Raw genomic sequence first — 14,840 nt, 5'->3', positions numbered from 1 at the left:
TATTCTCCGGTACCCTCCTACAATCAGGTATGACCGCAGGTTCATCGTCAACCCTCGATCCCGGGCAACTCCTGAAAATGCTCCTGGTACGGGAACATGCACGAGCGGACGCATGGCTCCGGAAAGACCGGCGGGCACTCGAAGCCCTCCTTGCCCCGGACTATATCGAGATTAACACCCGGGGAAGATTTGACCGGGCTGGTGTGCTTGAAACGCTTTTTCCATTGCTCACCATCAGGGTATTTGCCATCAGCGAACCCCGGCTCCAGCTAGGGCCGGATGCTGACCGTGCCGTTCTCACTTACCGGTGTTATGAGGAACTGGTTGTCGGGGAACAGGAAGTAAAAGGGATGTTCCGGGTAACGGCACAGTACCGGAAGCATAAAACGCAATGGCAACTGGCCCGGTGGGAGATCGCTGCGGAACAAAACGCGGGCTCATAATTCTTTTTTTAAGGAGGCGGGTTCAATGCCGAGAAGATCGGCAATCTCAAGGTAATAGGCAGCGAGCCCTTTCCACTCTCCCCAGCGGTCTGCAAAGTTCCGGGCATCAGCGGCAGACATCCGTTCACCGCGGTGATAATATTTTGCAATAATCCTTCGCGTCCCCACATCATCGGCCGTGAAGGCATCAAGCCGGTGGATTCCCCGCAGTATTGTCAGCTCCGCAGTCCACCGGCCGATACCCCGCACCGGGATCATTTCAGCAATGATCTGCTCCGTATCCGGATAGTTCCGGAATTTTTCTAAATCCAGCTCACCGTTGCTGATCGAAAGGGACAGGTCATGAAGGTACTCCGCTTTGCGGGTGGTCATGCCGCACGCCCGCAATAATTCAACGGGTACACCGGCAAGAATTTCCGGTGTGGGATAACAAAAGTAAATCCTGCCCGCATGATCCAGACGTGCGCCATACTCCCGGATAATCCGGTTCTGGATCGTGCGGGCAACGGTAAGCGAGATCTGCTGTTCGATGATTGAATCGATGAGCGCTTCAAAAACGGTTGGCGTTGTGGGACTCTTAAGCCCCCGCAATTTCCGGGTGAGGGGGGCCATGACCTCGTCGTGCTCCATTGCACGATAGAACAGCCGGAGGTCATCGGCGGTATTGAAAAGGGAGATGATCCGGTCCCGGGCAATGGTTATGATCTCCTGCGGAATTGCACGGTCAGAAAAAAGGGTACACCGCAGTGCAGGATTATCCGGGGTTCCTGCCGATTCCACTTCGAACAGGACAGGTATTTTTTCTATTTCCATGGCCTGGCGGAACTGGTTGTTCTCAAAAATGCGGATCTGCGGATCACCCTTTGAAAAAATCGCGGAACTGAGGGAGAAATCATAGGGAGGTCTTGGCGACAGGGAAAAACCGGGCATAATTTTTAGTTATCCTGTTGGATTCCGGATCGCCGGACATAATGGCGATTCGGTTAGTCATCGGTCATGCATGCACGGAAGAGTGGCGACATCTCTTCGATCTTTTCGTCGGATGCAAAAATGATCAGGGCGTCTCCTGCCCGGATCTTCTGGTTGTCATCGGGATCAAAGACCGTCACTTCCCCGTGCCGGAACCCGAAATCCGCAATGCCAAAACGTTTTTTGAGCTCCAGACCGGCCACCGTCTTCCCGTCTGAAAATGAACCGGGTTCAACCCGGATCGTATGAATCCGGAGCGAATGCAACATGGTGTCCATGCTGGATTTTGTCATGCCATTCTCCGGGTTCTTGATAAATTTCGCATACCCCCATTTCTGGAGACGGGAGACAATCTTCTGGATCTCCGCTTCGGGCAGGTGGTATTTCCTTAGTGCACGGGTAAAAATTTCCCGTGCTGCCTCAAATTCTTCGGATACGACCTCATCTGCACCGAGATCAAGGATCTCCTGCGTACGCCGAATGTGGCGTATCCGGGCAACGATATGAATGTGGGGGGAGAGTTGTCGTGCCAGGCGGACGATCCGGGGAATTGCATCCTCCTCCGAGACAACGACCACGAGCGCCCGGGCATTGTAGATGCCGGCATGCTCGAGGACTTCGCGCTGGGCGGCATCGCCGAATATGAAATGGGGGTGGCGCGATGTCTTCTCTTTCCGGATAATTTCCGGGTTCAGCTCGATCACCATGTAGGGAATGCCAGTGATCTCGGCTGCCCGTGCCACACTTTTTCCTGTGGCTCCATACCCGGCGATGATCATATGGCCGGAGAGGTTGCTGTCAGAAACATCCTCCGGTTCATGCTGCCCGGGATAGAGTGCACGCCGGGGTGCGATCCGGTAATAGAGGTCGACAACACGCGGGGAGGCATTCATGATAAACGGGGTCAGCGCCATGGTGATGATGGCACCTGCCAGGAAAAGCTGGTAGATTCCATCGGTGATAAGATGGGAATCAAGACCGGTCTTTGCAAGCACAAAGGAAAATTCCCCGATCTGGCAGAGGGCAAGCCCGGTAAAGATGCAGACCCGGGCGGGCATGCCAAGAACTGCGGCTGAAAACATACCCGTCAGGATCTTCACGAAAAATATGATGAGGACAATCAGGATAATCCAGTTGAGATCTGTCAAGACCGTACTGGTATTGAGGAGCATGCCGATAGAGAGGAAAAATATTGCTGCAAAAACATCCCGGAACGGAATGATATGGCTGAGCGCATCGATATTGTAATCAGATTCCCCGATAATAAGGCCCGCCACAAATGCCCCGAGCGTGACCGAGAGGCCGGCCTCGCTTGTCAGCCAGGCAATAACGATACAGGTGCCGGCGATGGAGATGAAAAACAGTTCGCGGTTTCTCTGGCGGGCAACCCGGAACAGGAACGCGGGGATGACCCATTTGGCAAGGATGATAATGATCAGCAGGAGCCCGGCAACTTTTCCGATCTGGAACGGGATGCCGTTCAGGTCGGGTCCGCTGCTTCCCACCAGCATCGGCGTGATGAGGATCATTGGTATGATGGCAAGGTCCTGGAAGATGAGGATGCCAAGCAGTGTCCGGCCCTGGAGCGTATCGACTTCCCTGCGTTCCTGCAGGATTTTCATGACAATGGCGGTACTGGAAAGGGATACAATGAACCCAAAGGCGAGGGCTTCGTTGAACGGGAGCTTGAAATACGAAGTGACAAGGGTGATTGCCACGATCGTTGTCGTTACCTGGAGTAACCCGCCGATGATGACCGTGCGCCACGAGTGGAGGAGTTTTTCAAACGAGAACTCAAGACCGATCGTGAAGAGTAAAAGGATGATCCCGACTTCGCCAAAGGTTTCGATGGCGGACTGGTCGGTGATGAGGCCCAAACCGAACGGACCCAGCAGCATGCCGATGATCAGGAAGGAGACGATACTCGGGAGCCGGAAATGGTTGCCGATATACAGGAGGATGATCGACACTGAGATGATGATAACTGCTGCAAGCATCAGGTACATACAATTCTCCGGAAAATTATTGTCAGTAAAGTAATAGTCTATCCGGATTGAAGATAATTTTGTTTTTTAAAAAAAAACAAAAGAAAGAGTGCCCCAGGCCTGATTTGAACAGGCGACAACTAGATCTTCAGTCTAGCGCTCTCCCAAGCTGAGCTACTAGGGCAGGAGTACAAATGTTGTCACTGGTAACTAATAAATGATCCGTTCACCTGCCCGTAAATGGGGGAGAAACGCTCATTTTTATACGAGGTGGTGACAGTATTAACAGATGTCACTCCCGAATGCAGGTGGAAGCGGAGAGAACAGCGGCCTTGCAAATGCCATAAAAAGCCGCACTGCACACGTCGTCCACCTCACCCATAATGATCTCGATGCCGTGGGAGCGGATGCAATTCACCGGATGAAGTTTGGCACCGATGGCGTGTTTACCATCTGGAGTTCGGTGGGAAAATTTGCCGGGCTCTTTGCACTTGTTGCTTCCTGCGAGGGAAAAGGCGACCTGCTCTCCATCTCGGATCTCGGGTATCACCGGGAAATTGAACTGATTGCCAAAAAAGCTACCGCAAACGGCTGGAACATTGAGTGGAGGGATCACCACCGGTGGCGGGATGACGAGATCAAAAAAACAGAGCGCACGGTTGCGCTGCTCCATATCGATACATCCGTATGCGGAACCGGCATCGTTGCCCGCGACATTGCTCCCGATAATCCGGTTGCCGCCGAGATTGCCCGGGTTGTCTGCGATTATGATCTCTGGAAGCATGAAGATCCCCGGTCTGCGGTGCTCGGGCAGGTGCTCCAGCGCAAGAAGAACCGCGACCATGTCCGCGACTGCCTTGTTGCCGGGATCTTTTCCGATGCCCTGATCGAGCAGGAGTACGCGGAGATCAAGGCCGAGATGGAGGCAATGATGCAGCGCAGCCTGAACCACGCGACATTCCTCGGAAAAAAATACCGGATTGCATTTGCGCCGCTCTATGGCTACCCGAGCGAGACCGCCCATTTCATCCGGGATGAAAGGAAGACCGATATCGAGGTGATCATAGGAAAGGATGGCAAGTTCTCGGTGCGCTCCGTCCCCCCGATCAGCCACATCATTGCCCGCGAATTTGGCGGGGGCGGGCACCCCAACGCTGCGGGAGGCTCGTTTAATTTTTCCGTGGTTGAACGGTTCACGTGGTGGCTGTTCAAGAAGAGCCGGCACTTCGACGAATTCGTGAAGGCGGCAGAAGCAAACTGACCCGTGCCGGATGATCGGGAATTCGGATTATTATCACTCCGGCCATCCAACGATTTTTTAACCTCCGTGATCGTACAACCGGTTACTATGAAAAAGTTCTACCTCATCATCGGCTGCCTCTGCATACTGGCATTTTCGGTAATGCCGGCGCAGGCATTCACGATGAAGTCCCTCACCATCACCCTTGCACCGGATGGCAATGCAGAGATCGATATGCAGTATGATCTCTCCTTAATCGAACAGAGCGCGGTTTTTTTCCGGATCACCGATCCGGCTGCTGAACTCAAGAAAGCATTCGAGACAAAGGCTGATCAACCGGTCACGGTAACAAAAGCAACCAGTTCCTCGGCGGTCGTGATTGTCCCCGCGTTTGCCTCAGTTACTACAAAGAATAACCAGACATGGATGAAAACTCCATCCTTATCATTTGAACGTGCACAAAAGATCCTGAACTCGTACTGGTTCGCGCCCCTCATCTCGCCGGACTTCTCACCCGCAACAACAACCGTAATTTTCCCCGACGGGTCCCGCGAAACCTGGCACAACCTGATCAGCATCCCTTCGGTCTCACACCCGATTGGCCAGAGCTGATCCGGATTTCTTTTTTTTTTAAGTTTTATCAGCGCGTATACACAGCGACATCAACAAGGTTTTTCCAGTACTCCGAGTCTTCATCCCGGCAGTAGCCCCCGACACTCACCTGATCCGGATCGAGATGGGTAAGCGCAAGCCGGATCGCTTCTGCATCCGCGTCCACTAAAAAGATCTTCCGCAGGTCATACTCGTCCGTGAGGGAAAAAACCGTTTCCAGCTGCTTCGGGTACACCGCGATCTGCCGCTGGTACTCCAGCAAAATCTCGAAGGCTTTCCGGTCCGCATACGGCTGGAAGAAAAAAACATTCTTCTGGACAAGCGCCGTGATCTCCATCTCATCTGCCTTATCGCAGATCAATACGTGCCCCGCAATACCGATATCCCGCATTGCCCGCGTGATCGTGCAGTAGGCCCGGGTGAGCGCATCGCTCCACTCCTCGTCATCGCAATAGTAACCATCAGTCAGCCCGAGCACGTGCGGCGCCGGCAGGGCACACCAGCAGTTGCGCTTCTGGACGACAATGCCCGCCGCATCCTCGATGATCGCTTCCGGATTCACGGTAACTTCATCGACTGCACGCCCGTTCGCTACACCCGGCAGCGATGCCCGGATCCGGTCGGCAACGAACTTTCCCCCGGCGCAGGGATGCCCGATCCCGGCCTCAAGTTGCGGGGCGAGCGACTGGTGCAGCTGGTACGTGGTAATGTCGGCCAGGGTGCCGCGGTGCTCCGCGATCCATGCTGAAAGCCGGGCAATATCCGGTATCCCGGGTTCGGCCCCGAATGCCCGCGTGGGGAGTTTGTGCAGTTTGGCCATGGTCATATCAGTTTACAATATTTATTTTGATCCCAATCTTGTGCTTTCTGGTTATTTACCAGGAATTTGTACCACTACTCTCATACAGGAGGTCATACGTATTTGTATTTGGTCCCGGCAGGATAACTGAGAGTTTTGACTTCATAGTTTTTTTAAACAGGGTTCCCGGTATATGCAATTAAAAAATTACTGATAATTACTCTTATCCGGTTCTGGCCGGCGATAGTGTAAACCCTGATTTCAGTATTTTCGTCAGATCCTGAGCATAGGTTGTATTACTGAGCCCGAAGGCATCCAGCACATCGTTAACAAAGGTGGTCATGGCATAAGCACTGGCATTTAACCAGTCAAGATAGTTGGTCATGGACTCTTTTGTTCCCAGCAATGCGGTCCCCTTTTCCGGTACGGTGATATTCAGGTTTTGGGTCTTTTTGAGCAGGTCGTCATAGTTTGGATCTTCCGCTCCGGCCGGCAGAACGATTGCGCTGATAAGGAGGATAAACAGCAGGAGAGGGAAAATTTTCAAAGGGGGATTCTCCGTTTCTTCGAGAGATTTACTCACATTAAGAGATAAACATTGCCAAGTATCCCGGGAATATTCCTCATAAATATCATCAAAAAGAGATCGCCATCACTCTAAAAATATCCGGAGAGATTTTGTTTTTAAGCCGTTTCTTTTGGGCTGATGAGAACATATCTTATTACGGTTCACCATCAAAAAATGTAGTCATGACATCGCCACCGCTGCTGGTCACGTGCGGGCTGCCGTACACAAACGGCCCCTGCCATCTCGGACACCTGCGAACGTACGTTCCCGCTGATGCGTACGTCCGCTATATGCGGCGGATGGGAGAGGAAGTTGTCTTCGTCTGCGGTTCGGACAATCACGGGACGCCGATCGTGGTCTCTGCTGAAGAGACCGGCATCACGCCGCGGGCCATGTCCGAACGCTACCACGCGCACTTCGACGAGACGTTCAAGCGGATGAACGTGATGTTCGATCACTTCGGCATGACCGACAATCCCGCAAACCACCACCGCACGCAGAGCATCGTTGCCGAGCTCGAGAAGAACGGGTACATCTACAAGCAGATCGTGCACCAGGCCTACTGCCCGAAATGCAAACGCTTCCTGCCGGACCGGTACGTGGAGGGCACCTGCCCCCACTGCGGGAAACCCGCCCGCGGGGATGAATGCGACCAGGGGTGCGGTAAGCATCTTGAGCCCGGCGAGATAAAAGACCCGCTCTGCAAAGTCTGCGGGACCAAGGCCGAGTTCCGCGACCAGGAACATTACTTCTTCAAACTCTCGGAGTTCAAGGATTTCTTACTCCCCTATCTCGACACCCTGCGGGGCACGAGCAATGCGAAGAACTACGCGATCGGCTGGATCAAAGACGAACTCCATGACTGGTGCATCACCCGCACGCTCGAATGGGGTGTGAAGTTTCCGGGCCGCGATGATCTCGTGGTCTATGTCTGGGTCGATGCCCCGATCAGCTATATCGCGTTTACCGAAGAGTGGGCCAAAAAGACCGGCAATGACTGGAAACGGTTCTGGTGCGGGGAGAACCGGGTCACGCATTTCATTGGCGGCGATATCATCTACCACCACTGCATCTTCTGGCCAGCGCTGCTGAAAGGCGCAGGCTACGGAGTCCCGCACGCGATTGTCGCGAGCGGCATGGTCAAGGTGGACGACCACAAGTTCTCGAAGTCCCGGGGCTATGTGGTCTGGACCAACGACGATTACCTGGACAAAGGACTGCCGGCCGATTACCTGCGCTACTACCTGCTCGCGTACACGAGCCATACCAAGGAACTGAACTTTTCGTGGAAAGTTTTTGCCGAGCGGATCAACAACGAGGTGGTCAACATTTTCGGCAACTTTGTGTACCGCACACTCTACTTTGCCCAGAAGGAATGGGAGGGCATCCCCGGCGGCACCGTTGACCCGGCGATCACGGCCGAGATCGGGAAGTGCCTTGCGACCGTGAACGGCTACATGCAGGAGTACGAGTTCAAGGGTGCGGTCGATTCGATCATGGCACTCGCAGCGTTTGGCAACTCCTATATCCAGACCAATGCGCCGTGGAAACTGATCAAGACCGACCGGGCAGCAGCCGCACAGGTGATCCGGAACTGCGTCCAGATAACAAAAGCCCTTGCGCTGCTCCTTGAACCCGTGATGCCGGCAACTGCCCAGAACTGCTGGAAACAACTCGGCTATTACGATCAGGTTGCAGACCACCCGATCAGCGACGCCACCCACCCGGTACCGGAAGGCTGCATCAACGCCCCGACCCCGCTCTTTGTGAAGATGGAAGAGGATCAGGTGAAAGAACTCGATGCACTGCTCCAGAAGCGGGTGGCAGAAGCGAACAAGAAGACAGAGAAGATACCCATGGTTACATTCGAGGAATTCCAGAAATTAGACATCAGGACCGGAAAAGTCCTGTCCGCAGAGCCGGTACCGAAATCGAACAAACTCTTCAAGTTGCAGGTCGATATCGGCAGCGAGACCCGGCAGATCGTTGCCGGCGTGCAGCAATTCTACAAGCCCGAGGAACTGGTGGGAAAGGATGTCGTTGTGGTCACCAACCTTGCGCCGGCAAAAATCTTTGGCGTGGAGAGCAATGGCATGGTACTTGCAGCGGGAGATGCCGCGTCACTGCTCGTGCCGTTCCGGCCGGTGGAGCCGGGCAGTAAGATCCGGTAATTTTTTTTTTTTGATTCCGTTCCTGTATTTTGATCCGGTTCCGGTAATTATCCGGCTGCGTCCCATCCGGACAACCATTCCGAAAATAAAATGACCGACAACCGGGCAGGCTGATTTCCTGATACGTTACGGAAGATTGCGGTAATGCGGGCAAAAGAGGAGATGGCACGCCACGGGAATTTCCGGCAGTTGTGGTGACAGTGAACGGTCGGTTCCCATGGCGAATGGAATTTTTTTTGGATTAAAGCGGGGGTGTGGCAGCCCGGTCGCGGTGGCGGTGGATGATGGTGGTTGTGCGCCAGTTTTCGCGGCAGCTGACCTCCCGCACCCAGCCTCCGACCGGTAATTGCTGAGGAGATGCGTGTTCATCGTTGCTGATCATGGCCCGTGCCCGGTTCAGGGCAGCGAGTATACCGTTTTTTGGGGTGTTGTTGTTCATGTTCATCACATCATAGATTTTATTGGATTGGAACGGGAGAAGGACCATGCTTTGGGAAAGGTACGGTGTGCACCGGCAGCCGGGGATTGCATGCCGGAGGAAGCAACGGTCCTGCTCTCATTTCTCTGGTGAGTTTCCCTGAGGGATTCAACCAGCACAACAAGGTTACCTGCACGACATATAAATTCGCAAAACTGCCGGTGGGTAATCCTGTAACCTGCGGGGTAGGCGCTTGAACCGGCGGCATCAGAAACGGTTTATGGGAAATAGAGGGACTGGAGCCCTTTTTCCCGGCCCGGGACTGGGGGAGACCTGTACTCCGCCCACCTTGCGTCTCCGTCGGAGACCTGCTCCACAAGCAAGAGCCCCGGTCTCCAAAATGACAGTAATTCATGAGAAAACGACACTATTGTTTTTGGAAAATCGCGTATTAGCCCCCGTTTGGCTGGATTATGGGGTTATCGGGCTCTAAAAAAACCGCTAATAGCATCAATTGGATGGCCGATCGTTTTTCTGATTAAGTGGAGTTGGGGGGAAATGAAAAGAACCCCTGTTTTGGGGGTGCCGGGATCCAGACCATTGCAACCTCCCCCATCACAAGGGCTGCTCCCCTGCACATCTCATCCGGGTCCAGAATGGCCCCGGATTGCATCATTTCCGGCACCCGGCCGGCCAGTTCTGAAGTTTTTCCGGCCAGTTCTTTTAAGGAAATCTTATTTTAAACCCGAATGCGGAAACGGAGCATTTTGCGAAGAGAGAAAACTGCCAGTCCTGTGCAGTTTGGATTGAGAAACTTCAGCCACCCTTGAGTGCATGAAACAGGAAAGGGAAACGGCCAAAAACCCCTGATCTCAGGAGGTTGATCCGGACCCTATCTTCATGCGAAATATCCCATGAGTTTTCGATCAAACAGGGGGTGATCTGATAGGAAATGGGACTCATTTTGGGCTTTGTTTGCACAATTTTAGGAAACGGGGGGTAATACGTGCCCGGATTAGGGGCGTTGTGAAGTCCTTATAGTGGGGGGTGGGGGGTGTTGATTTCAGGGGGGCAACGGGATTTTGTTGTGGAGGATCGTGTGGAAATTTTCTGGACGTGATTTGCTTGAAATTTTTTTTACCAGCTCGGCTCAAAATATTTCAATCACAGTCCGGTTGGAATTTTTTTCTCTTTTGAAATGCCCAACCAGCCGAATAAAAATCCCTACTCTCTCACCCTCCACTTCCCCTTCGGCACAATAATCCCGAACCGGACGCCATTTCCCGGCTCGCCATTCTCCGTGATCGTGATGGCAGTAAAGCCAAGAATCTCACGGACAAGGAACAGACCCATGCCGGTGCCTGTTCCGTACCTGAACTCAAAGATTTTCTGCTTCTGATCACAAGGTATGCCGACACCATTATCCGCGTATATGAGATGGAGGGACTTCTCAGAAATGTGGGCAGACAGCCGGATTGCTGTCAGCTGGCGACCACTGTGCCGGTGGGAATTTTCCAGGAGCTCATAAAAAACCCGGGGCAGGAGGGGATCGGTATACACTTCAAAATTGCCGGTTTCCGCACGGATATCTGTACGGGATACGGACATAAGCGCGATGGCGCTTTCGAACGCGGTGGCAGCGTTCTGCCATTTCGGTGACACAATTCCCAGATCCTGGAGCGTTCTCATAAACCCGATCTGGTTCCGGATCGATTCAACCGATCCGATGGTATTGTCGAAAAACGCCTGAATGGCATCTTCCGAAGTCTTGAGCTGCGCCCGCTCAAGGGAATTCATAATGACCGCAAGCTGATCGAGAATATCACCCCGGGTTATGCTGGAGATGAGATCCTGTTTCAGGAGAGCAGCTTCGCCGGTCAGGTCCTGTGCCATGCCAAGGATATAGCGGGGCTTCCCTGCAGAATCGGGTATGAGGACGGTCACAATATGGAAGAAACGTCCCCTGTTTTGTGCATCAGGGCCGTTTCTGTTCCGTGCGCACCTCCCGTTAATTATTGTCTCACGATCATGCGCTTCAATCTCCTTTGCCATGAATTCAGGGAACAGTTCACGGGCAGTCTTTCCGATAACATCAGAGATTTTTAGGCAATAGATCTCTTCGCTGGTCTTATTCCAGAAGATATATTTCCCGTCCGTAGCGTTCTTGACAAATACCGCTACCGGAAGCTGATTGATCATCTCCTGCTGGAATGTTTTCTCATCCTGGACCTCCATGATCCCGGTCTTTAATGAGAGGACCATCCGGTTGATACTCTGTTCCAGCACCTGGAATTCTTTGAGATTGGTCGGTGAGATCTTCCAGTCAAGGTCTCCGTCAGAAATCCGGTCCACGTCCCGGACAATGCCGGCGATCGGATCTGACAGGTGGCGCGAGAGAACAAACGCGGAACATATACCGACAATGAGAGCAAGAATTGCGATGAGCAGGTGGAACTGGGCATGTTCACCGGCATTTTTCATGAACAGGGTATCATCGTACGTGATCTCCACGATACGGCTCGGATCGGAACCGTATTGCTCGCTCTTCAGGTCAATGAAGAGATATTTTACCGTCTGCCCGGTCTCGGGTCTTGCGACTGATAGATCTCCCCGCTGCCGCGTGACCTGCTCCAGGGCGATCCGGGTGGAAGAATCCGGCTCAACGGAAGAGTTCCCCGCAAGATCTCCCCAGACATTGAAGATCCTGATTTGATCGATATACGGGTTGGCCGACGCGATCCGGTCAACCGCTTCCCTGTACTGGATTGCGGATCGCTCACCCGAAAATGCCGGCTTTGCAAGTCCCAGTTCAAGCACATACCGGTGATCGGGTGTGGGCATATAGGCAAATTTTCGCAGCTGCCCGCTGCCGCTCATTTCTTCTACAATATGATCGGGGAAAAATCCTTCAGAGTTCCTGATGGTTGTCAGGTAGGTAAAAAAATACGGGGTTTTTTTGAAATCCAGCCCGAGTTCCGGTGCATACGTGGTGAATTCGATCACGCCCGATTCATTGATGATGTAGATATCGAAGGGATCACCGAGGTCGTGCTTGATCTTCATGAGGTCCATACGCGACGGGATGCCATCCGTCCGCTGATATTCCAGGAGAACCGCATCAAATCCCCGGCGCATCTGATCGTTTAAGCTGGTGTCATACAGCGTGTAACTTTCATCGGTCAGCCGGATCGTGGCAATGATATCCTGTTCGGTCTGCCGCTGGAGGTGCTGGGAATTCCGGTCAAACATTTTTTTTGTATTGTTGTAATCATTCACGGAAACAAGCCCGACAACAATGACGATCAAAAAAACCATTGCAATGAGAAGATAAAGAGAGAAGGACCGGTTTCGCACGTTCAGAATACCTTTGCCATCCATTGTTGCCCCTCATCCACTTCTCATGATCCGGAAAAACCGGTTACGATTGTGAGTAAGATTGTTGGCAACGTAGGAAACGATAAATTTATGGATATTTTCGCAAAAAAACGAAGAATTATACATGTTTTTTTATTAAACGAGCCATAGGGTGAAGTGGTTTTTGTCAGCATTTCACGGAATTGCATGAAAAAATTCCCGAAAAGACCGGGAAGTTCATCTATGCGATAAGGACACTGCGTCCACCCTCCCGGGGTTTTCCAGCAGTATATGCATGGCGCTTAAAGCAACATCCATGCATCAAAAATTCTCCGGGACCGGCAAAACAAAGGGGCCGGAAACGGGCAACCTGAAGTACAGAAATACCGGAAAAAGAAATGAAAGTGAAAAAAAGGAAAAACCCTACTTCATTGCTTCGCGTATCGTTTCTTTCACTTGCTCATCCGTTTCCACTTCAAGGGCAGCAGCAAGCGCGGCATTGACATTCGTTCCGCCGATTGCACCGAGTGCCCGGGCAACCATCATCCGGACATAATTGTTCTCATCCTTGAGCAGGATGATCATCGGCTCGATTGCATCGGAATCCCCGAGTCCACGCAGCCCTTTTGCCGCCATATACCGGACATGTTCGCGGTTGTCCTTGAGTCCCTGGATCAGCGGCTGGACTGCTTTTTCATCGGCAATCTTTCCGAGCGCTTCTGCTGCACGGTACCGGGTCTCCCATTTGGGCTCCTTCATTGCTTCAGCAAGCGGCTCGACTGCTGCTTTTCCCAGGGTGGAGAGAGCGAGCATGGCCTGTTCACGCACGGATTTGTCGAAATCCGCAAGGGCATGGATCAGGGGTTCGATTGCCCGGGGGTTCTTTGCTTTTCCGAGCAGGTACGCGGCATACTGCCGGACATTGGGATCCGTGCTGTCGAGAAGGGTTTTTATCAGGCCTTCAAGATTCAGTTTTTCGATCTCCTCTGCTCCTTCGGGTTTATCGGGTACGTTAGGTTCCATAATTCACTCATTGTGTTATCGCCTGTTTTGTTATTTAAGAGCGATCCATCCGGGCGGGATTTTACAATGCCAGCATCCGGGCAGCGGTGATATCCAGTGACTGGGCAACCGACAGGATTTCCTGTGCAGTTGTCCGGGGCAGATCTTCTTTTACCAGCACCGAGCGATAGGCATCCCGAAGAGACTGGACTGTTGAACGGAACTGCAGGAGTGTTGCTCTCGCATCCTCCGGCTTCCCGTTATCCAGCTGGGCTGCTGCTGCTGCCAATTGGGCGGTCCCGGTCGAAACGAACTGTGCGGGTGCGCTGATACCCAGGCCCCGGCTTTTCAGCTCCGTATTGATCCTGCCGGCCCGGGTCATAACAGCGCTGCCCTGCTCAATGGTCTGCCGGAGGTTCGTATCCTGGGAGGCATCCAGCCGGATTAACCGGACTGCCTGGACAAATCCAAGGGACGCGTTGTGGATCTTTTTATGGGCCTGTTCGATCCCGGTATCGTCCCGGGAATTAAGAGCGGTTGCAAGTGCATTGCGCATGGTGCTGATCTCCGTAAGTTTCTCCTGTGCTGCGGTAATTTCATAATCATTACTCCGTAAAGCTGCCAGCAGTGTCTGAGCCTGCTCCGCCCGCAGGTCGAATGCTGCAAGCTCGGATGTTGTACGGGTCTGCCAGTACTGGTCTTCCAGCGATCGCACGCGGACACTTGCCGTTACGGCCGATTGCACAGACGGGGGAAGAACCGCGGGATTTCCGTGCAATGTTTTTATCCGGGCTGCCGATTCTTCGCGGAATGCCAGGGTAATCCGGCGGAAGTCCTGCTGGACTGTATCCAGTGCAGCATGGGTGTCTGCTGTTCCGAGAGCCGCCTGGGACTGCCGGAAATTTCCAAGAATTATCGCGAGGGTTGTTGTCGAACCATTTACCGATGCAATATACGCGATGGTGGCCTGCATGCCTGCTTCCTCTTTTGCAGCAAGCCAGGCGATATGTGCCTGCCGGACGCTGACCTGGTTTTCAAAAACCGGGAAGGTATCAATAGCGACCGTTGACGGGTCTAATGAGGAGGCCGCCGATGCATGGGCGGGCAGGGCAACAAGGGCAAGGAGCATCCAGCCGGCAACAAAAAGTATCACGGATTTTTTTGGAAACATGAACTTTCACCTTTCGTGGGAATGTGAGGGTCCATCTTTCACGATGAACTGACACCTGTACAGTCGGCAGTGAGTATATTAAATATATAAAATCCTGCCGGTAGATTT

General features: G+C 53.0%; 12 protein-coding genes and 1 tRNA gene. 4 read left to right on the top strand and 9 right to left on the bottom strand.

Going from position 1 to position 14,840, the window contains the following annotated elements:
• The first annotated feature begins 29 nt into the window (after window positions 1–29).
• Window positions 30–443: a hypothetical protein gene (locus CVV30_02490; protein PKL70247.1), complete on the top strand. Its 414-nt coding sequence runs from the start codon at window positions 30–32 to the stop codon at window positions 441–443.
• On the opposite strand, the gene CVV30_02485 is transcribed toward CVV30_02490, so the two are convergent.
• From CVV30_02485 to CVV30_02475, 3 genes are all read right to left on the bottom strand, one after another.
• Complete coding sequence (locus CVV30_02485) at window positions 438–1,373, bottom strand: DNA-3-methyladenine glycosylase 2 family protein (protein ID PKL70246.1); 936 nt, start codon at window positions 1,371–1,373, stop codon at window positions 438–440. The two genes, CVV30_02490 and CVV30_02485, sit on opposite strands and share 6 nt — an antisense overlap.
• A gap of 53 nt (window positions 1,374–1,426) precedes the next feature.
• A complete protein-coding gene (locus tag CVV30_02480) occupies window positions 1,427–3,418 on the bottom strand; it encodes a sodium:proton exchanger (protein ID PKL70245.1) in 1,992 nt (663 codons plus the stop codon).
• Between the two features lie 89 nt (window positions 3,419–3,507).
• Window positions 3,508–3,581, bottom strand: a tRNA-Phe gene (locus CVV30_02475).
• Window positions 3,582–3,686: 105 nt separating this feature from the next.
• On the opposite strand from CVV30_02475, the gene CVV30_02470 reads away from it, so the two are divergent.
• Together CVV30_02470 and CVV30_02465 are read left to right on the top strand one after the other, a co-directional pair.
• Complete coding sequence (locus CVV30_02470) at window positions 3,687–4,658, top strand: phosphoesterase (GenBank protein ID PKL70244.1); 972 nt, start codon at window positions 3,687–3,689, stop codon at window positions 4,656–4,658.
• 87 nt (window positions 4,659–4,745) lie between these two features.
• On the top strand, window positions 4,746–5,249 hold the full coding sequence (locus CVV30_02465; protein PKL70243.1) for a hypothetical protein: 504 nt from the start codon (window positions 4,746–4,748) through the stop codon (window positions 5,247–5,249).
• A gap of 28 nt (window positions 5,250–5,277) precedes the next feature.
• On the opposite strand, the gene CVV30_02460 is transcribed toward CVV30_02465, so the two are convergent.
• Together CVV30_02460 and CVV30_02455 are read right to left on the bottom strand one after the other, a co-directional pair.
• Entirely contained in the window at window positions 5,278–6,069 is a 792-nt protein-coding gene (locus tag CVV30_02460; GenBank protein PKL70242.1) for a hypothetical protein, read from the bottom strand.
• 202 nt (window positions 6,070–6,271) lie between these two features.
• On the bottom strand, window positions 6,272–6,631 hold the full coding sequence (locus tag CVV30_02455) for a hypothetical protein (GenBank protein ID PKL70241.1): 360 nt from the start codon (window positions 6,629–6,631) through the stop codon (window positions 6,272–6,274).
• Between the two features lie 167 nt (window positions 6,632–6,798).
• On the opposite strand from CVV30_02455, the gene CVV30_02450 reads away from it, so the two are divergent.
• On the top strand, window positions 6,799–8,787 hold the full coding sequence (locus CVV30_02450) for a methionine--tRNA ligase (GenBank protein PKL70240.1): 1,989 nt from the start codon (window positions 6,799–6,801) through the stop codon (window positions 8,785–8,787).
• Between the two features lie 241 nt (window positions 8,788–9,028).
• On the opposite strand, the gene CVV30_02445 is transcribed toward CVV30_02450, so the two are convergent.
• The 4 genes from CVV30_02445 to CVV30_02430 all read right to left on the bottom strand — a co-directional run bounded on the left by CVV30_02445 (window position 9,029) and on the right by CVV30_02430 (window position 14,732).
• Window positions 9,029–9,274, bottom strand: coding sequence for a hypothetical protein (locus CVV30_02445; protein PKL70239.1), 246 nt, complete (start codon window positions 9,272–9,274; stop codon window positions 9,029–9,031).
• Window positions 9,275–10,429: 1,155 nt separating this feature from the next.
• A complete protein-coding gene (locus tag CVV30_02440) occupies window positions 10,430–12,583 on the bottom strand; it encodes a hypothetical protein (protein PKL70238.1) in 2,154 nt (717 codons plus the stop codon).
• 399 nt (window positions 12,584–12,982) lie between these two features.
• Window positions 12,983–13,582 (bottom strand): PBS lyase, encoded by a 600-nt coding sequence (locus tag CVV30_02435; protein ID PKL70237.1) that lies wholly within the window; start codon window positions 13,580–13,582, stop codon window positions 12,983–12,985.
• Window positions 13,583–13,643: 61 nt separating this feature from the next.
• A complete protein-coding gene (locus tag CVV30_02430) occupies window positions 13,644–14,732 on the bottom strand; it encodes a hypothetical protein (GenBank protein PKL70236.1) in 1,089 nt (362 codons plus the stop codon).
• Window positions 14,733–14,840 lie beyond the last annotated feature (108 nt).

This window comes from Methanomicrobiales archaeon HGW-Methanomicrobiales-1 (genome assembly GCA_002839675.1).
In the GTDB taxonomy this organism is placed as follows: Archaea; Halobacteriota; Methanomicrobia; order Methanomicrobiales; family Methanospirillaceae; genus Methanoregula.
Note: the sequence above shows the minus strand (reverse complement) of the source record. Positions and strands in the feature narration are given on the sequence as shown.